The 19,672-nt window shown below is 33.3% G+C and carries 20 protein-coding genes; 7 read left to right on the forward strand and 13 right to left on the reverse strand.

Annotated features, from left to right (window positions below; genetic code table 11):
- Positions 1 to 84 precede the first annotated feature (84 nt).
- On the forward strand, positions 85 to 498 hold the full coding sequence (locus tag PBT91_RS03650; protein ID WP_270060430.1) for a hypothetical protein: 414 nt from the start codon (positions 85 to 87) through the stop codon (positions 496 to 498).
- Positions 499 to 1,001: 503 nt separating this feature from the next.
- On the opposite strand, the gene PBT91_RS03655 is transcribed toward PBT91_RS03650, so the two are convergent.
- The 13 genes from PBT91_RS03655 to PBT91_RS03715 all read right to left on the reverse strand — a co-directional run bounded on the left by PBT91_RS03655 (position 1,002) and on the right by PBT91_RS03715 (position 13,775).
- Positions 1,002 to 1,712, reverse strand: coding sequence for a LytR/AlgR family response regulator transcription factor (locus PBT91_RS03655; protein ID WP_270060431.1), 711 nt, complete (start codon positions 1,710 to 1,712; stop codon positions 1,002 to 1,004).
- A gap of 10 nt (positions 1,713 to 1,722) precedes the next feature.
- Complete coding sequence (locus PBT91_RS03660; RefSeq protein WP_270060432.1) at positions 1,723 to 2,049, reverse strand: Hpt domain-containing protein; 327 nt, start codon at positions 2,047 to 2,049, stop codon at positions 1,723 to 1,725.
- 7 nt (positions 2,050 to 2,056) lie between these two features.
- Entirely contained in the window at positions 2,057 to 3,103 is a 1,047-nt protein-coding gene (locus PBT91_RS03665; RefSeq protein WP_270060433.1) for a sensor histidine kinase, read from the reverse strand.
- A gap of 1 nt (position 3,104) precedes the next feature.
- On the reverse strand, positions 3,105 to 4,244 hold the full coding sequence (locus PBT91_RS03670; protein WP_270060434.1) for an FIST signal transduction protein: 1,140 nt from the start codon (positions 4,242 to 4,244) through the stop codon (positions 3,105 to 3,107).
- Positions 4,241 to 6,610 carry a PAS domain S-box protein gene (locus PBT91_RS03675; protein WP_270060435.1) on the reverse strand — a complete coding sequence of 790 codons (2,370 nt, stop codon included), beginning with the start codon at positions 6,608 to 6,610 and terminating at the stop codon, positions 4,241 to 4,243. The genes PBT91_RS03670 and PBT91_RS03675 overlap by 4 nt, the downstream gene beginning before the upstream one ends.
- On the reverse strand, positions 6,588 to 7,148 hold the full coding sequence (locus PBT91_RS03680) for a heme NO-binding domain-containing protein (RefSeq protein ID WP_270060436.1): 561 nt from the start codon (positions 7,146 to 7,148) through the stop codon (positions 6,588 to 6,590). Before PBT91_RS03680 ends, PBT91_RS03675 begins: the two co-directional genes overlap by 23 nt.
- A gap of 4 nt (positions 7,149 to 7,152) precedes the next feature.
- Positions 7,153 to 7,566 carry a response regulator gene (locus tag PBT91_RS03685; RefSeq protein ID WP_270060437.1) on the reverse strand — a complete coding sequence of 138 codons (414 nt, stop codon included), beginning with the start codon at positions 7,564 to 7,566 and terminating at the stop codon, positions 7,153 to 7,155.
- Between the two features lie 195 nt (positions 7,567 to 7,761).
- Positions 7,762 to 9,357 (reverse strand): MDR family MFS transporter, encoded by a 1,596-nt coding sequence (locus PBT91_RS03690; RefSeq protein ID WP_270060438.1) that lies wholly within the window; start codon positions 9,355 to 9,357, stop codon positions 7,762 to 7,764.
- Between the two features lie 3 nt (positions 9,358 to 9,360).
- Positions 9,361 to 10,443 carry an HlyD family secretion protein gene (locus PBT91_RS03695; RefSeq protein ID WP_270060439.1) on the reverse strand — a complete coding sequence of 361 codons (1,083 nt, stop codon included), beginning with the start codon at positions 10,441 to 10,443 and terminating at the stop codon, positions 9,361 to 9,363.
- 14 nt (positions 10,444 to 10,457) lie between these two features.
- Positions 10,458 to 11,786, reverse strand: a complete 1,329-nt coding sequence (locus PBT91_RS03700) for a TolC family protein (protein ID WP_270060440.1) — start codon at positions 11,784 to 11,786, stop codon at positions 10,458 to 10,460.
- Entirely contained in the window at positions 11,776 to 12,396 is a 621-nt protein-coding gene (locus tag PBT91_RS03705) for a TetR family transcriptional regulator (RefSeq protein ID WP_270060441.1), read from the reverse strand. Before PBT91_RS03705 ends, PBT91_RS03700 begins: the two co-directional genes overlap by 11 nt.
- A 93-nt stretch (positions 12,397 to 12,489) precedes the next feature.
- Complete coding sequence (locus tag PBT91_RS03710; RefSeq protein ID WP_270060442.1) at positions 12,490 to 12,912, reverse strand: hypothetical protein; 423 nt, start codon at positions 12,910 to 12,912, stop codon at positions 12,490 to 12,492.
- A 143-nt stretch (positions 12,913 to 13,055) separates the two neighbouring features.
- Positions 13,056 to 13,775, reverse strand: coding sequence for an energy transducer TonB (locus tag PBT91_RS03715; protein WP_270060443.1), 720 nt, complete (start codon positions 13,773 to 13,775; stop codon positions 13,056 to 13,058).
- Positions 13,776 to 14,237: 462 nt separating this feature from the next.
- Here PBT91_RS03715 and nusG point away from each other — a divergent pair, with 462 nt between their 5' ends.
- From nusG to PBT91_RS03745, 6 genes are read left to right on the forward strand one after another with little or no spacing between them, the layout of a single operon-like run.
- Complete coding sequence (gene nusG / locus PBT91_RS03720; protein WP_270060444.1) at positions 14,238 to 14,711, forward strand: transcription termination/antitermination protein NusG; 474 nt, start codon at positions 14,238 to 14,240, stop codon at positions 14,709 to 14,711.
- Positions 14,712 to 14,758: 47 nt separating this feature from the next.
- A complete protein-coding gene (locus PBT91_RS03725) occupies positions 14,759 to 16,075 on the forward strand; it encodes a lipopolysaccharide biosynthesis protein (RefSeq protein WP_270060445.1) in 1,317 nt (438 codons plus the stop codon).
- Positions 16,047 to 16,940: a polysaccharide pyruvyl transferase family protein gene (locus PBT91_RS03730; RefSeq protein WP_270060446.1), complete on the forward strand. Its 894-nt coding sequence runs from the start codon at positions 16,047 to 16,049 to the stop codon at positions 16,938 to 16,940. Before PBT91_RS03725 ends, PBT91_RS03730 begins: the two co-directional genes overlap by 29 nt.
- A gap of 1 nt (position 16,941) precedes the next feature.
- The gene (locus PBT91_RS03735) at positions 16,942 to 17,820 is read left to right on the forward strand and encodes a putative nucleotide-diphospho-sugar transferase (RefSeq protein WP_270060447.1); all 879 of its coding nucleotides are present in this window, start codon (positions 16,942 to 16,944) and stop codon (positions 17,818 to 17,820) included.
- Positions 17,821 to 17,841: 21 nt separating this feature from the next.
- Complete coding sequence (locus PBT91_RS03740; RefSeq protein WP_270060448.1) at positions 17,842 to 18,696, forward strand: glycosyltransferase family 2 protein; 855 nt, start codon at positions 17,842 to 17,844, stop codon at positions 18,694 to 18,696.
- Positions 18,697 to 18,722: 26 nt separating this feature from the next.
- Positions 18,723 to 19,670 carry an NAD-dependent epimerase/dehydratase family protein gene (locus tag PBT91_RS03745; protein ID WP_270060449.1) on the forward strand — a complete coding sequence of 316 codons (948 nt, stop codon included), beginning with the start codon at positions 18,723 to 18,725 and terminating at the stop codon, positions 19,668 to 19,670.
- Positions 19,671 to 19,672 lie beyond the last annotated feature (2 nt).

A 19,672-nucleotide genomic window follows, 5' to 3' on the forward strand; every position in this document is an offset into this window, starting at 1 on the left:
TAAATCGATTTACTCATATTAATTTTGCTTCTAATACCCAATCATTTTGTTGGTATTGCTTTATGATCACCACAACAATACCTTATGAAACTACATTATTCTGGAAATCATTCAAAATTAGAAGCTATAGTAAATCGAGCGAATGAAATCATTGAGAGTCCGTTCTATATCTCAGAACTTAGAAAATATCTGATAGAAAATAATCGCGGTTGCTATTTTGGGATATTTAAAAAATTGCTAGAAAACGATAAGCAAATTAAAGTAAAATTACATTTTAATCCTTTTACCAGAATAAAGATAAACAATAAATCAAATTCAATTATGGTGAGTCCTACTACTTTAAACGGTACACATCGAGATGTAATTGTTTTACTTTCCGAATATATTTATAGGATAATAATTTCAAACCCTCAAATTTCACGCTGTTTAAATTTTAGCCAAGAAGAAAAAAATGAATTTTTGAAAGAAATGGGCGGAATTTCAAAGCATTATTTTTAATTATTGATTGTACGTATTAAATAAATAAGAAAATGCCGGGTAACCACTCCCGGCATTTTCAATCTAACCTAACCAACTAACTAACCAATCTTATAATCCAACTAATTCATAATCTCTTAATAACTTTTATCGCTTTACTTTAGAATTATAGTAATACAATTATTATTAGATATTCTTTACTAATCATAAAGGTTTTGTCTCAGCCACACAATTCTATTCTTCATTTATCGTACCAGAGATTAATCTCCAGGCTGATTCCAAAACCTTTTTCAGAAGTCAGTTTTTAATTTTTGTGTAGGGCAAAATGAAAAAACTGACTTTGAAATTAAAACTCAAAAACAAAACGTATTTCAAACAACTGGTAGAGAACTGATAAGCTTATCACTTAACTACACCACAAATATACGTTAGGTTTAGAGCTGAATTTTTGGTTAATCGATGAAGAATTTTAAAGTGTAGACGGATGGTAAAAAAGTTTCGTTTAGTTGATATGGAACTTTTAATTATAGAAGATTAAGCCGTTTCATTAATTCTGGTCTATTAGAACGACTCACGGGAATTACGTCTTTTTCAATTAAAACGCTATTATCTTCGATATCGATAATTTTATCGACGTTTATAATGAAGGATCTGTGAATTTTTAAAAACAGATTTTCTGGCAATTTTTCTTCGATTTTCTTCATGGTAGAGTGTACCGTATAATTTTTACCAGAAGTTTTAACTAAAATGTAATCTCCTCTGGCTTCTATTAAATAAATACTGGGAATATCGATTTTTATCAATCTGCGATCGATATTTACATAAAGATCATTTCCTGATTCTTTAGGATTGCCATCTACCGCATCTGTTAGGGTAGTGGAAGTAGTAAAACTTAAAGCTTTTTTTACCGCCTTGTCAAACCGCTCTTGTGTAATTGGTTTAACTAAATAATCTACTATACAATCGTATTCGAATGCTTCTATGGCGAAATTTCGATCTGATGTAGAGAGTATTATTTTTGGAGGATTTTTTATAGTTTGAATAAAATCGAACCCATTAAAATCTGGCATGTGAATATCCAGAAAAATTAAATCGACCTCATTATGGTTTAAATGCTTGATAGCCGAAATTGCATTAGAAAAATCGGCTTGGATCTCTAAGTTTTTATTATTAGCACCTAATCTTTTTAAAATTACTCTCGCTGCTGTTTCATCATCTACAATAATACATTGCATAGTATTTATTTTAGCCTTTTTTAATAAACGTCATCATAGCTTCTAAAATCTCTTCAAATTTTAGGTACAAAACTTTATCTAAAGTTTCTTCCCTAAGACGGTCTTCATGATCAATAGCAACCTGATAACTTTTTTCTAAGCCTAAAATACTAATTTTATGTTTAATCTTATGAACATCATCTGCAGCACGGTTAAAAATTTTGCCTTCTAAATGTTTCTTGTAGTTTTCAATTTCCTGCGGAAGTTCTAATCGAACGACATCCAGCAACTGCTCTTCAAAAGCTTTGTCGCCACCAGATAATTGGCTAATGTAAGAGTAGTTAGGTTTCTCTTCCATAATAATTTTATTTAGGTAATGTAAAGTAGAATATGGTGCCTTTTGATAATTCGCTTTCCAACCAAATTTTTCCTCCGTAAAAATCAATGATCTTTTTTACGATGGATAAACCAATTCCTGTTGAAGAAAAATCGTTATCAATTTTTTCAAATATCTGAAAAATCTTGTAGAAATGATCCTTTTTAATGCCTTTTCCGTTGTCTTCTATCGAATATTTAAAGAAATTACTATTTTCTTTAACTGCAATTTTAACCAATCCTTCAGGTTTATCAATACTTTTAACAGCATTTTGAATTAGATTTTGAAAGAGCTGTTGCAATCGAAATTTATCTCCTTTAACTACGGGAAGTTCATTTAAAATTTCAATTTTGACATTTTTTGGACAATAAATAATTTGTTTTATTTCATTAACCAGATGATTGGTGTCTACTTTATAATACTCTAAATCTTCTTGATCTATAGTCGAATAATTTAAAATACCGGAAATTAGCGCATCCATTTTTTCTACGCTTTGTAAAATTATGTCGAGGTTTTTTGCTCCGTTTTCATCAATTTTATCAGCATAATCCTGCTTCATCCAGGTAACTAGGCTATTAATACTTCTTAAAGGAGATTTTAAATCGTGCGAGACCATGTGCGCATAATCTGATAGTACCTGATTCTTTTTTTCTAAATTCTTTAAAAGTATTTCCTGATCTTTATTGATTTTAGTGATCTCCTTGGATTGTTCCTCGATGTAAGTAGCAAGGTTGGCTACATTGATATATTCATCATTTTGATTTTTGTCGGCTATATTTTTGATGTCTAAAGTTTTCATCACAGATTTAAGCCGATCTATAATTTCTTTTTGACTTTCAGCTTCAGCTTTCAATTTGCGGTTGGCGCTAAATAATTCATCGGAGCTTATACGCATGGCTAGTTGAATCATGCTTAATTGCTCGTTGTTTGTTTTATATGATTCTTCTACGGCCTTAAAAAAATTTTCGAATCTTTCATCGTTTAAAAATTCTGCTGGGAAATATTTTCTTATTTGCCGTTTTAATAAAGAATTCATTTTATTCGCTGATTAAGGTTAACGTCATGGTTTGATTATGAAGATTACAGGCTGTGCTTGTTGAGAATGGAGCAATTTCTCCGTAAGAATAGAATCCAGCTACAGGAACATTATGGCCTAAAATTTCAGAAACTTCTTCAATTTCTTCTTCAACGCGTTGATCCATTACGATTTTTCGTCCAATGCAACTCACCAATAACGCTAATTGGGGTTTTTTTGAACGATTTTTCATTGCATCTGCGGCGGCTTTTGCAGCTCCTTCAGCAATACCATCTACGGTGGCCATCATTAATTGTGCATGAGCTCCTTCTGGAATATCACCAGCCAAAATCATGCTTTTGTTATCTTTATCTATATTTAAAATGGTACGTACTAAGCTGAAGTTATCGTCTTTCTCTTTTACATTTAATGGATATAATAAAGCGGCCTCTGGTAGCTTGCTCGCTTTTGTTCCCAGGTATTTAGAGTAAAGATCTAAAGCCGGTAGATCATCAAGTTCCATTAAAATGTTATTTTTTGATTTTGTAATTAGACGCTCTGGTCCAAATGGAATCCACCCTCCATAACTGGCATAACTAACTTCTAGTGTTTCACCAAACAGGCCAACCATTACAATTTCGCCTTCTTTAGGATTTTGTTGGTAGGATACCATTGTTTTTTCAAATCTGGAACCATCTCCACATAGGCCACCAGTTAATATAATTTCTTGTTTTGTGAATTTTTCAACGCCTTTTATTAAAGCACTCCCGTTTACAAAGCTACCTTCAGAAATTATAAATAAATGTTTTAAATTCTCTTTATTGAATTGGCTTGCCAGTTCAAATCCTAGCGCTTCGCCATCTTTATCGTAATCGAGAATATTTGCGGTTTTAACTTCAAAATGAGCTTTATCGAATTGAATAAGGGTAGCAACGATCGAATTGTCGTTTACTTTTTCTCCAATAATTTCTCCAGCAGTTGTTCCAAATATAAGATCTGGATACGGGAATTCTTTTCGGATGTCTTCTAAAACTACAGGATCTTGTAATAATTTGCGTTCTCCAAAAATAAAAACCAATGGATTTTTTAGATGCTCCTTGCTAGATACGCCGTTATAATTCCAATCAGAATTTATTTTTTTAAGAGCCTGAATTACTTTCATGATTGTTTTTTTAAGCTGAAGAAAAATACAGTTCCCTGCCCAACTTCGCTATCTAGCCAAATATCACCTTCGTATAAATCCACCACTTTTTTTACAATGCTTAAACCAACACCAGTAGATTTTTCGTGTGTGCCAAGCGCATTAAAAATTTTAAAAATGCGCTGATGATGTTCTTTTTCTATACCAATACCATTATCTTTTATGCTGAAAGTATAATGAGTAGTATTTTCAGTATAGTCAATTTCAACAAAACCCTTTTCTTTATCAATGTAGTTTACGGCGTTGCTTAAAAGGTTTTGAAACAATTGCTGAATTCTAGTGCGATCACCTTGAATAACCGGAAGAGTATTTAAAATGCTTACAGTTATATGATCTGGAATATAAATCATTTCAAGAATTTCGGTTACAAGTTCCTGAAGGTCTAATTCTTGATTTTGGATATTACCGTCTTCAATACTGGAATATCTAAGTATATTTTCTATAAGATGATCCATTTTTTCAACTTTCCCCTGCATAAGATCCAGGTTCATTAAGCTTTCTTCTCCTAATTTTTCTCTAAAGTCTTCTTTTGTCCAGCTTAGTAGCGCAGAAATATTTCTTAGTGGAGATTTTAAATCGTGAGAAACAATATGCGCGTATTCGTTTAAATGTTCATTTTGTTGCTCTAAGTTTTTGAGAAGTTGTTCTTTTTGTGCTTCCAAAAGTTTCATCTCTGTAATGTCTAGATGAATACCTATAGATCCTACCAATTTGCCATTAACATCATAGTTTGGCGCACCACTAACCAGCCAATATTTTAATTTATTGTCTTTGGTTTTTATTCTAACTTCATAGGAATTTGAAACTCCTTTTTTTCGAAACTTATCGTTTTTGGTGAAATCAGCTGCCGATTCTGGAATTAGAAAAACTTCAGATGCTTTTTTACCTGCAAGTTCTTTTTTGGAATATCCACTCATATCGGTAAAACTCTGGTTTACCATTAAGATCTTGTCGTTAAGATCGACTTCCATAAGGCCCAAATTCATGTTAGCGATAATGCTACTGTATTTTTCTTTTTGCGCTTTAAGACTGTCTTTATAATTTTTTTGAATGGTTACATCGTCATAGCTCCAAAGGTGACCTTTATATTTTCCGTCGAAGTAAATAGGAATATAGCTGCGCTCAAGAATCCGGCCGTCTACTAGTTCTAATTCTTCCGCGATTACAATTTTTTTCTCCTGAAGCAGTTTTTCGATCCTATCAACAAATTGTTCTGGATCTTTGAAGTATATTTTATTTTCTTCGGCTGAATTAGAACAATCTACACCTTTTAAAAGATCGGGGTCAGCATCTATACCGAAAATATTACAGAATTTTTTATTGGTTAAAAGTATTTTTCGGTTCTCATCTTCCAGCAATATTCCGGTTTGAAGATTAACTATTAAGGTTGAAAGTCTATTTTCAGATTCTTCAATTTTTTCTTGCGCTATTTTTTCTTTCGTGATATCCTCTATAGTTGCTACCTGATGCTGGATTTTTCCATTTTCATCTCTAATTGCTGCAACTCTGGTTTTTGCCCAAAGAGTTTCTCCAGTTTTTTTGATGTATCGCTTATTTATGGTATAAAAGTCTATTTTGCCCTCTACCATATCTTTTAAATGACGACCATGTTCCTCGTCATCTGGATGGGTTACATCTGCTATAGTAAGGTTCCTAAACTCTTCGATAGAGTACCCAAACATGTTAATAAGCGACTTATTGATTTTAATAAGGTCTTTAAAATTGTTATTGGTAAGCGAAATACCAATGGGGGAATTATCAAAAATCAAATCGAGTTGTTTGTTTTGATCTTCGAGCTGTTTTTTTATGGCAATTTCTTCAGTGATATCTCTGGCAACTCCTTGTGCGGCAACAGGCTTTCCTGTACGATCATAAATAATACTGGCGTTAATCTGCACAATTTTTTCAGAGCCGCTTTTAGTGATTATTAACGCTTTGTAATCGTTATAACTACCAGTGTGGTAAAGTTGTTTAAAGGCTGCTGTGGTATAATCAACATAGCCTGGATGTACCATGCTTAGAAGATTTACAGCCTCTACTTCATTGTCATACCCAAACATTTCTTTCGCAGCGTGATTCATTTTTAGGACATTACCTTCAATATCCATGATTACATACGCATCGATGATATTTACAAATACTCCTTCTAGCTGCGAGGTTTTTTCGTTGAGTAATTCTTTTAATCGATTATTGGACTGTCGTAAGGCTTCAGAAAGATCATATAATTCGGTAGATTTCTCTTCCAGAATTTTCTCTGCAAGTTTTCTTGCCTTCTTTTCTCTTTCTAATGCTCTTTCTAATACTTCAATTTTTTTGGTAGGCTCCATGTTTTTTAGTGATCAGGAATCTGACCTGTGTTCCGTCCTCTGCTAATTTTTCCATCTTAATTTCGGAATCACGGTCGTAGTGTTCAAAAGTTTTTTCCATTAGGGCTTTGGCGAACATATACATTGCTCTATCTGAAAAATACAAAATTTCTAGGTGATCTTCTGTCTTTTTCTCAACTTTAAACGTGGGAAGCTCGGCTCCAGGATATAATTTACGAACCTGAACATGAATATGATTTTCTATAGAAGATACTAATTCTATAGGATCTTTATATAATGCGAATATGCCTGGATGCAATGTAGTAAGTACTCTGAAAAAGTATAGCCCGTAACTATAGATAAGATCATCTAATGGTATATCTACCTTTTTACTAAGATTTACTAAAAGGCTTTGCATTTCTACAAAATCATAAGTTCCTACTGAAGTATAAACACCTTCAGATTGAAGTTTAGACTCATTAATTATATGATCTACAATTTCGATCCCGAAATTCTCTTCAACCATATCCAGAAATTCTGTAAATACAATACCTTTCATAATATTATCCTTTAATTAATTCGTTTTGGCTCCAGTAATCTAAAGCGCTGTTTAATTTAGAAACATAGTCTTCGTAACGCAGAGGTTTAATAATGTAGCCAGCAATACCAATTTTATAGCATTCTAATAAGTCTCTTCGATTACTGGAAGTAGTTAGGATAATCGTTGGAATGTACTTTAAAACATCATCTGCCTTTAAAATTTTTAAGAACTCTATTCCGTTCATTTTAGGCATATTTAAATCTAAAAATATAATATCTGGTAAACGATCTTTTTGATTTAGGATTTGCAGTGCTTCTTCACCATTTTTCGCTTCAATGATATGGTGAGGTAAGGACAAGGACGAAACTGTTCTATTTAATTTCATCACTTCGATCATATCGTCTTCGATAAAAAGGATTGTTAGCTTGTTTTTCATTTTATTTTGGTGTCTTATAAGAACAAATTTGCCATATTTTAGGGAAATAAAATATAGTATTCGTCTAATTATATATTAGTGTCGTTAAGCGGTTGATTTGAATAGTTGAATGGAATATAATAAAAAAACCGCCGGAATTTGGGGGCATCCGACGGTTTTTAGCTGCCTAATAAAAGGCAGGATATTGTGATATTTTTAGTGCACCGCACTAGTGTCTACTTTTCGTTTTCCCTTTTTAATCATTAAAACGAAAGGAACACATAGAAGAAACAAAATCCCTAGGTATAGAAATATATCCATATAAGAAAGTACAGTGGCCTGTTTCATAATGCTACCATCCAGAACACTATATGCTTTATTTAAAGATTCATTAATGCTAAATCCTTTTTGAATAAAATTTTGTTGGAGACCATATATTCGCTGTTGCACCTGAAAGTTAATCTGGCTAATATTCGGAATTAAATCTACTCGATGCTGCTGTGTTAATCTTGAAACAAAGGTGGTTATAATTGCAATACCAAAAGACCCACCCAATTGTCGCATCATTCCTGTAAACGCCGCTCCATCGGCAATGTCTTTTCCTTTAAGCGTGGATAAAGAAAGTGTGGTGATAGGTACGAATAATAATCCTAACCCAACACCTCTAACTACAAGCGGCCAAAACATATGCTCAGATCCTGTATCTGGAGTCATTAATAGATACATCCATAAACTATATAAGAAAAATACTCCAAAACCTGCAGCTGCTAAAATTTTCTGTGGAACACCTCGCTCTAATAGTTTTCCTATAATAGGCATCATTAAACCAGTTGTGATCGAGCTTGGGATAAGTAACAGACCGGCATCTGTCGCGGTCCATCCTAAAATAGATTGTGTGTAAATAGGAATTATAAAAGTAGAGCCAAATAAGCCAAATCCTAATATAAATGTGAGCACTGTACCTATGCTGAGGTTAGTATCTCGCAATACTCTAAGATTTACGATTGGGTGCTCGTAAGTTAATTCACGCCAAATAAATAAAACAAGACCAAAAACAGCCATAACCGATAAAGTAATAATGGTGCTATTTTGAAACCAGTCGTCCTGCTGGCCATGTTCTAAAACAAATTGAAGCGAGCCTATAAAAGTGGTTAAGAGTATAATTCCCCACCAGTCAACTTGGTTGGCTTTTAATTTATCTCCATACTTAGGACTTTTAACAAATAATATCGTTAGGAAAGTTGCGATTATGCCTAGGGGTATATTGATGTAAAAAATATAGGGCCAAGAAAAATGATCTACCAAATAACCTCCTAATGGAGGTCCTAGTGTAGGCCCAACAATTACTCCCATTCCATAAATAGCTTGTGCCATTCCTCGCTTAGCCACAGGATAACTTTCAGTAATTATTGTTTGTGCCGTTACTAGAAGTGCGCCACCACCCATACCTTGGATAAAACGAAAGGCTACGAGTTCCCAAATATTTGTTGCATTTCCACAAAGAAAAGAGGTGACCGTAAATATAATGATGGACGCCGCAAAATAGTTTCTACGGCCAAACTGTTTAGATAACCAACTTGTCATTGGGATTATAATCACATTAGCAATTGCATAAGCAGTAATTACCCATGCAATATCGGTAAGTGTTGCCCCAAGACTACCACGCATATCGTTTAAAGCAACGTTTACAATGGTAGTATCAATGATTTCTAGAAGAGCACATAAAACTGCAGTAATGGTAATAATTACTCTTCTAAAACCATATTCAACCAGGCTGTCTTCGTCTTGTATTTGCGCTTGTGCTTCAGCCATAATTTATTTTAAATGTACATCTACCAAAACATTCATTCCTGAACGTAGACGCTGCATTTTTTCTTTGTCATTTTCTTTAGAAAATTCAATTTTCACGGGTAATCTTTGTACCGTTTTCACAAAATTCCCTGTCGCATTATCTGGTGGCAATAAAGAAAATCGTGCACCCGTTGCTGGTGAAAAAGCAGTGATCTCACCTTCAAATTCGTAATCTGGATAAGCATCTACTTCAATCCCTACTTTTTGCCCAATTCGCATTTTTTCAAGCTGGGTTTCTTTAAAATTGGCAGTAACCCATTTATCTTTAGTGTTTACCAAGTAAAACAAGGATTGCCCTGGTTGGATGTACTGTCCTGGTTCGATATCTACACTAGAAAGTTGCCCATCTATAGGAGCAGTAATTATCGTATAGTCCATATTTAATTTTGCAGCATCTAAGGCAGCCTTCGCGCTTTCTACATTGGCTTCAGCGACACTTACTTGATTTTCTGAAATTTCAGTTTGAGAAATTGCTGCATTGCGTTGGCTGGCAGAAGCTTTCTCCTGGTTTTTTAGAATCTCCAATTGTTGTTCAGCTTCTTGTTTAGCAGCTGATGCCTGTTCGTATTGCTGCTCTGTAATCGAGTGATTTTTAAAAAGATTCTCATAACGTTTAAAATCCTGAGTGGCTCTCCATAATTTTATTTCCGCAGATTTAATACTTCCGCTAACAGATTTAAATTGAGAGTTTGAAGCAGCTGCATTCGATTGGTAAGAGCCAATACTTGCTTTTGCAACACCAACCTGACTTTTTGCAGCAGCTAGATTTGCTTTGGCTTGCTGTAATTTTACATTGTAATCACGATTATCAACAACTAATAAGGTGTCGCCTTTTTTTACTTTTTGATTATCGCTTACATATACTTTTTCCACATAACCGCTAACATGTGGTATGATGGGATTCATGTTGGCTTCTACCTGCGCATCATCGGTTTCTTCGTGGGATAGCGAATGTATAAATTTGTAACCACCGTAAACGATACCTACAAGGATCAACGCTCCGATTATGATGATAAATTTTTTATTGGATTTTTTCTTTTCTTCCATTTTAGTAAAAAAGATTAGTTGTTTTTGATATTGAATTTATTTGTGAGTAAACCTTTGGCTTGTAATAATTGATAGTATTTTAAGCTAATATCTGCCTTTGAGTTTGTCTTGTTTATTTTTGCCTGAAGTTGGTCTACATCGGCTTCCAAAAGATCGTTGGTGTCTACCAAACCATTGTCATACTTGTCTTTAACGATGCGATAATTCTCTTCAGCCTGTTTTTGAGATTGGGTATAAACTTCATCTTTATTTAAGGCAAGTTGATATTCTTCTTTCGCATTTTCTACTTGTATTTTTACTTCGTCTTTAGCTTTAGAAATATGATATTCTAATTCTTCAGATTTATGTTGTGCTAATTTTACTTCATTTTTAGCTTTAAAAATATCTGATAAATCATAGCTTACGCCTACACCTATATTCATTGCGTTTGAAATTGTAAGTGCATTTTTTACATCAAGTGCAACATAACCGCCAAGCATAGCAATAGCAGGATAATAGGCAGCTTTCGCCATTTTCACATTGTTTTCAGATGCTTGCTTTTTGTAGTCTAAAGCTGCAATATCGGCTCTATCAATTTGTGTAGTCTCTACAGAAGGAGTAATTGCAAAAGTTTCGGTTGGTAGCTTAAAAGTAGTGTTCTCTGGCATTTTTAGAAAAGTGGCCAGGCGATAATTTAATATTCGAACATTTTTTTGTGCTTCTTGTAGGCTAAGTTCAATGTTTGATTCTTGTAACTGTGCTTTCAATAAATCATTTCTAGCTAAAAGTCCGTTATCTTCCATAGCGCTAAAATCTCTCACTCTTTGCTTAGCGCTTTTAAGATTCTCTATAATAGCGTCTACCATCTGCTGGGCTTTATAAAGATTTAGATAAATGTCGATTGTCTTTAGAGCAATTTTTTCCTTTGTGCTGGCAGCTTGGAGTGCTACAGCTTCAAGATTGTTTTTTCCAGCATTTATAGCGTTTCTAATTTTGAATCCGGAAAAAATAGGCATAGACACGCTTGCTTGCCCCAAAAGAATTTGGTTAATATCTGGTGTTCCTGTTTCTTGGGTTTCACCTTCAGTAGGATTAGGATTGCCTAGCGCCAATTGAAGATCTATATCTGGGCTGGTTAGATATTGATATTGCCCTGAAATTGAAACATCTGGATATTGACTATTTTTAGTAACCTTAAGTTCTTCCGAAGCTGTTTTAATACTTGCCTCAGCCAGTTTCGCATCATCACTATTGCTAAGTGCGACACCAACCGCTTCTTCGAGACTTAACGTTTTGTGCTGTTGGGAGAATCCAGATAAGCCAATAAATAAACAAACTGCGAGCAATAGAAATTTACGCTTCATAAGTTAAAAGTGCTTTTATTGTTCTTTGAATATGTTGGGTTAAATTATTTAAAACGAAATGGTCAAAGCTCTCTTCATCAAAAAGGCCTTGGGTTTGCGCATAGATCTTCTTATTATAGTATAGATTAAAATAGGTTCCTAAAATAGTAGGAACAATAAGCTCGACATCTACATTTTTACTAAATGCACCATCGGCCTGTCCTTCTTTTATAAGATTGGTGAAAAGCTGTATGTTTTCATCTTTCTTTTTCAGGTAATTTGTGAAATCAATTTTTTTATCTTCTCTTGAAAATTCAAAATGCACAAGTTTGTGAATCTTTCTTCCTTCGTGTATACGCGTTATTAAAAGCGCAATAACAGCATCTATTTTGGCTATATACGTGGACTCGCTTTCGATGGTTTGTCCTACAGCCACCTGAAAATTAGAGATTCTGTAAGACACCAGTGTCTCTAGAAGTTTTTCTTTACTGCCAAAATAGTAAGAGATCATGGCAATATTGATATTGGCCATTTTAGCAATGGCTCTTACCGAGGTACCGTCAAAACCATTTTTAGAAAAAAGTTCTTCAGCTACTTTAAGGATTTCCAATTGTTTTTCGCTCAATTCCATTTCTTCTGATTTCTGAAAAAGAGCACAAATTTAAACAAATGTTTAAATTAAACGATTGTTTAAATTCTATTTTAACATATAAGGTTTTCGGAACTATTTATTGTCGGATTCTAACTTTTTAAGCTCATAGATATTTTTAAAAGCTTCGTCTATTGAATTGACTACATATATTTTTCTTTTATAAAACATTCGTTCGAAAACTAGATTCATCATTTCGTGAGAATGAAAGGCAATCACTGAAAAGCTTTTAATAAAATACCGATTTTTGAAGAAATAAATCCAGTCTTGTGAGACTGTATAATATTTGTAGATTCTATTTGAAATATAATGTGGTGTGTAATCGTCACCAAATAAACCCCGAGCATCTGTTACAACTTTCTCGCCGCATTTCCAATTAAATATTACACCTTCGTTGATTTCAGAAACTAAAATATCCTCTAAAAAATATATGCTTCCAAATTCATATTCTATTTTTTCCAAAACCAAGTCAGCGTATTTTGAATCTTCAAAATTCATTTATCCTCATTTTAAGCATATTAAATTACTATTTTAAATTTATAATTGGAAATTGAGGGATGCGTTTTTAGAGACTGAAACTTCAAAAAAAAAGGCCGCAAATTGAACGGCCTTAGTTAATGTATAATATGTATCGATATTGTCTAATTTTGAACTTTAAAATTTATAGGAATTGTGTAGCGAACAGGGACTGGTTTGCCACGCTGTTTTCCCGGCTCCATTTTTGGTAAAAGATTGATTACTCTAATTCCTTCTTTCTCTAGATCTTTGTGTGGTCCTCTAGCTTGCACATTATTAACCTCGCCATTCTTATCAATTTCAAACATAATAATTACACGATTTATACCGCTTAGGCCTAAATCTTCTCCAAGCCCGGTATCAAATCTTTTCATGATGAATTTGGAAATCTTTTCACTCATACAAGCTTTACGTTCTTCGTTATCATCTAGACTTTCACATCCAGGGAAAATAGGAACATCTTCAATAAATTCGACGGGCACGGCAACAACAGGTTCATAGTCTGGGGTTTCGATAATGTCGTCTACTTCGACGATATCATCAAGACTTGTCTCTGTAGTTTTTATACTGTCTTCAGGTTCAGGTGAATCATTTTCTATCGGCTCGATTTCTACTGGATCCTTTGGTTTGGGCGGTGGCAATTGTTCTTTGACCTTGGTTATGGGTACTGCTTTTTCAGTAGTGAGATCTACAGGTTCCCATTTTTCTTTAGTTGCCTGCTCTTTATCGTAAGTTTTGAAGTTGATCATGAAATACGTAAAAAGTAAGACAACAATTAGCCCAAGTTGTAAAAAGAATACGGTTTTTTTCCGAAGATCGGCTTTTGGATTTTTCTTTGGTTTCATAATAAAGATATTTATGTTAATAAAAAATGTTACAACTTGAACCTGCTGGAAATGCTGGTATATTGGGGAATACTTAAATTTTAAGTATCAATTTCAGTGCCTAATTAAATTATTTAACAAAGTATTAATAAAATTTTTTATCGATGAAATGGTGTTGTAACAAGTTTTAAGGATATAATTCTTTGTATATTTTTCTGATTTATAAGTATTTGTGTGTTTGTAAGGCTGAGTTGGTTCTTAATGGAGCTTTTTATGATTTTTATCGAAAAATTTATTAAATTTTTAACTTCTATTGTAATAATTCTTTAATTAGCTTTCAAATAATAAATGTTATTAGTTGGTCCCGATAAAAAGGGAGTGACGAGGCGAAGCAGTATTCATATCGCTCATACAACATCCCCTACGATATCCTACTCAAAATACTTTAGCGAAATACTTTTTATTAATTAAAAAAATTATGCTATGCAATGGTTTGTGTTATATACCAAAAGCAGATTTGAAAAAAAAGTTGCTGAACGCTTAAGAAATTTAAATTACGAGGTGTATTGCCCTTTGGTGGAAAAACAAAGTAAATGGTCTGATAGAACAAAACTTATCAAAGATCCATTGTTTAAATCGTATGTTTTTATTAGGCATTCTGGAAATCCTAAAACAGAGGTTATGAGTGTCTCTGGTGTGGTACAGTATCTCTATTGGTTAGGAAAACCTGCGATTGTAAGGCAGGAAGAAATAGATACCATAGAAGATTGGTTGGGTGGAGAAGATATAGAGGATTGTACGATAGCTAGCTTAACGGCAGGTGATAGAATGAAGATTAAGGAAGGAATTTTAAAAGGTCATCAAGGTGTAATTAAAGAGGTTTACAAAAATTCAGTAAAACTCATATTAGCAGATCTTGGATGTTCTGTCGTTATAAAAACCATGAATTTAGTTTAGTTTTATCTTTAACCGTTATGCCTATTTACTTTCAATTTTTTATTTAAATGATAAACAAACTAATTGCAAATATTAGTATTTCTAATATTATATATCATAACTGGTTTAAGGTGTTTTTTGTTTTTATAATAGGCCAGGGGGCAGTACAGCTTATACAATTGTTAAGCGGTTTTTTTTTAATCCATTGGTTATCCGTAGAAGATTACGCGCAGTATAGTATTGCATTCGCTTTTCAGAGTACAGCACAGGTGCTGGTCGAACTGGGCGTTTCTGGTTCTGTTGTTGCTCTAGTTGGCAATAGAATACATGATAAAAAGGTTTTAGGTAATTATATAAAAGGAGGAAAATTTTTTAGAAATAGAATGTTCTTTATAGTTAGTCTTATATGTATAATTGGATTTCCATATATGACTTTGCAGCATGGCTGGCCTTTACATATAACACTATTGTTATTGTTGTGTATACTGCTTAATTTATTTTTTACAGGAAATACAGCTTTTTATATAACCCCTTTAATGATTCATCGGAAGTTGAAAGAAATGTATAATGTTCAGCTTACTAGCGGTTTATTTAGACTATTGTTTTTGTGGGCAGCATATCTCTTATCAGTTATAAATTCATGGCTTGCTGCTTTCACTACATGTGTTGGGGTTTTTTATAATGGAGAACGATTTAGAAAAAAATCGCAGGAGTTTATAGAAGAACCTGTATCTAGCGATCCTAAAACTAGGAAAGAAATTTTAAGCTATGTAAAACCTGTAATTCCGGGAATAGTTTATTCCGCTTTTAGTGCCCAAATTTCGTTGTTTATTATTGGGATTTTTGGAGCTTCTGAAAATATTGCTGAGGTTGGTGCACTAGGAAGATTAGGACAAATTTTTGTGATTTTTAATATGGCTAGTTCAACTTTAATAGTTCCTTATTTGGCCAGACAATCAAAAGAAAATCTAGGTAAAAAAATACTGGGAATATTGGCTATTGGAAGCTGTATTGCAATTGTTTTAATAACTATTGGTTTCTCTTTTCCTAAGCCTTTGCTTTGGATTATGGGTGAAAAATATTCTCATTTGAGAGAAGAAGTAGGATTGTTGATCTTAAACTCTAGTATCCTATTTATAAATGTTTTAATGTGGGATATGAATTGTTCGCGAAAATGGTTATGGTCGTGGATCCCTATAGTAAGTATTTCATCGAATGTTCTATTACAGATTATTATGATTTATACTATGGATTTAAGTTCTACTTATAATGTATTGGTTTTTAGTATTGTACTAAGTGTTTTCAATCTTTTAAATAAAATACTGGTAACCATAATTGGCTTAAATAAGACAAAAAATGAAATTAATTTACTACCAAAAGAATAAGAATTTTGGAGACGCGCTAAATCCGTACATCTTCAATAAATTGATCCCTAATTTTTTTGATGAGGATCCAACTTCAATTTTTTTAGGTATTGGCTCAATACTTCAGTTCAATTTCCCAAAAGCTCAAAAAAAAGCAGTATTTAGTACTGGTTTTGCTTATGGAGAGGTTCCTAAAATAGATTCAACATATGATGTATTTTGTGTAAGAGGTCCAATAACTGCAAAAAAAATTGGAGTAGACCCAAAATTAGCTATTACAGATGGTGCTGCTTTACTTAGAGATTTTGACTTTCCTATAAAGCAAAAGAAATTTAAAGTGTCATTTATGCCACATCATCAAAGCGATTGCTATTATGATTGGAAGAAGATTTGCGATCGTGTTGGGTTCAATTATATTAATCCTCTTTCTCCGTTTTTAGAGGTTATAGATGCCATACAGTCTTCGCAGGTTATCATAGCTGAAGCGATGCATGCAGCTATAGTTGCAGATACGCTAAGAGTTCCTTGGATACCTCTTAAAATGTATCCTTCTATTAATGAACTTAAATGGAACGACTGGACATCGTCTCTAGATATGCAATATGAAGCCAATTATATTAAAGCTCCTTACAATTTACAAACCACATCAGAAAAAATTGCAACGCGGTTTAATATTGATAATGGTGTATTGCTGAAAGGATTGTCTAAAGCACATTTCAAGTATAACGAATTGCTGAAGAGAGATCGTTTTATTGGAAAATTTCAAAAATTGGCCTATGCACCACAGTTCTTGAGTAATGAAAAAATCTTGGATAATAAAGTGGAGCAACTTCAGGAAAAAGTAGAATTGTTTAAAAGCAAATATTGTTCAATCCATACGTTGTGATATGAAATTAGAAAAAATTATTACACTTGCCAACGCTCATGTAAAGATACAATTCTCTGCCATGGAACGTTCTTTAAGAGCAACAGGTTGCAATTTACCTATATGGGTTATTCCGTTTAATGACGACAAATTTGATCTTCCCAATAATTCTTTTTGGTGGGAAGAAAATCAGCTAATTGAATGGGCTAAGGAGAACAACATTTTTGAAATGTGCCGTAAATATCAGTGTTTTTTTACTCAAAACTATCAGTACGTTGATTCTGATATTATTTTTATTAGAAACCCGGAAGAAGTTTTAAAAAATTACGAAGGATTTATAAGCTCTTGTACGCATTGGAATAATCCAGATCATACTTATAATGCCCAAACAAAGCAATATTTTAAGTCTAAAAGTACCATTTGGCAAAATTCTATTTTTAATGCAGGTCAATTTGCTTGCGATAAAGCATTGTACACGCTAGAAGGTCTAAAAGAAACCTCTTCCGGAACATTTAAAGAAACATTATTAGATAAAATTAATATCTATAAAGATCAGGTAGCAATTAACCTTCTGGTAAGCTTATCGAATGTTAAAGTTACCAATCTCACGTTGCCTCCTACGAATATGCAGTCCACCTGGGCAGGAGACTATGTAGAGTCTAATTTTGAGGAACTTTACTGGAGAGATGAAGATCATAAACCTTACATCATACATTGGGCAGGTGTTCCCAAGTTTCTAAAATTACCGGTAAATAAATATTTTACAAAATTTCTCAACCCAAGAGAATATAAGGAATGGCTGGATTACATCGCCAAAGAAGAACAACAAAACAAGAATATTTCTCTCCGAAATTTTAAGATTAAAATTCACCGATTTAAAAAAGCGCTCGAAAGTGTTTAAATAAACCTCAATAAATTGAAAATGAATAATATATCTGTAGTTATTCCAACACGACATCGCAATAAAAATTTAGAAGAATGCTTAAAATTGCTTTCACCAGAGGAGCAAAATTATCCAGCTGAAGCTTACGAAATAATTGTATCTGATGATGGAAACAAGAGTACGGCAGAATCTTTAATTCAAAATAAGTTTTCTTGGGTGAAATGGGTTAAGGGACCGGCCAAAGGTCCTGCGGCTAATAGGAATAATGGCGTGAAATATTCTAAATTTGATTGGATTGCATTTACCGATGATGATTGTCTACCCTCCAAAAACTGGTTAAAATCATTTAACGAGGCTATCGAAGCTAATCCAGAGATAAATGTTTTTGAAGGCAAAACCGAGGCCGATCGAATAAAAAGGCGCTTTAACGAAGTAGCTCCTATAAATGCAGAGGGTGGATTATTGTGGAGTTGCAACTTAATGGTTAGAAAATCCTATTATTTAAAGTTAGGAGGATATTGTGAAGATTTCAAATTTGAATTAGAAGATATAGAGTTTAGAACTCGTGTACAAAAAGATAAACAACCTATAATTTTTGTACCCAAAGCTCATGTATGTCATCCATGGCGTATTATTAACAATAGATACAAAGTGGAATATGAAAGTGTGCTTATTTTTCTTGATAAGCATCCCGATCACCAAAAGCATTATAATTTATCTACACGGTTAAAAATCATAACTATGATGAGTTTCAGCCTTTTTCGAGATGCATTTAAGTTTAGATTTCGAGGGATAGATTATGCCTTGATGGATTTATTATATGAATTTAAGAGCGCTTTTGTAATTCATTTTAAAGTTGTGGAAAATCAAAAGCAAATAAGAAAAACAGCTTAGTAACGATTTTATTAAAATATAATGGCATGGAAAAATATTGTGTTTTTGGCGGATTTGGATTTATCGGTCAGTATATAGTAAATCAATTAAGATCTGAAGGTCATCGAGTTGTTGTGATTGGTTCGAAAATGAGAAATATCGAAGACTATTATCATTGGGGTGGCTTAACCTATTTGAAACTAGAGCAAATAATGGAAAAAGTAGATGGTGTAATAAATCTGGCTTATGCATCTACACCAAAAACAAGCTTCGATGATCCTATAACAGATATTAAGGATAATTTACCTTCAGTAATAAACTTTCTTGAATGGATGAGCATGTTTTCTGTAAAAAGAATTGTAATGGTTTCCACTGGTGGTGCTATCTATGGAAATACGAATGAAAATCCAATATCTGAGACTGCGGCTACAAATCCTATTTCTCCCTACGGAATTACCAAACTTGCGGTAGAAAAATATGCAGCGATGTATTATGGTCATAAAAAATTACCTGTAATAACCGTGCGACCAGGTAATGCTTATGGTATTGGGCAATCGCCTTTCTTAGGACAGGGATTTATCGCTACCGCAACATATTCCATCTTAGAAAAAAAGGAGATGAAGATTTTTGGAAAAAATGGTACGGTAAGAGATTATATTCATGTTAAAGATGTAGCAGAAGGTATTATAGCCGCCCTGAAAAAAGGAAAGATAGGTGAAACTTATAATATTGGTACAGGCAGGGGAGTTACTACAAAATACGTATTCGATTATATTTCTAAGGTTGCCGCAAAAGCTGGTTATATAGTTCCTAAAGTGAAAAACGCAAAATTAAGACCTTTTGATGTTAGAAAAAATGTCCTAGATAGCTCTAAACTAAAAAGCGATACAGGATGGCATTCTCAAATAACATTGGAAGACGGGATAAAAGAATATTGGAATCATAGTCTAAAAGATTACAATGCCAAATCAATTGAAAGAGTAATGTGGGTTTAAAA

The organism is Zunongwangia sp. HGR-M22 (assembly GCF_027594425.1).
GTDB lineage: Bacteria > Bacteroidota > Bacteroidia > Flavobacteriales > Flavobacteriaceae > Zunongwangia.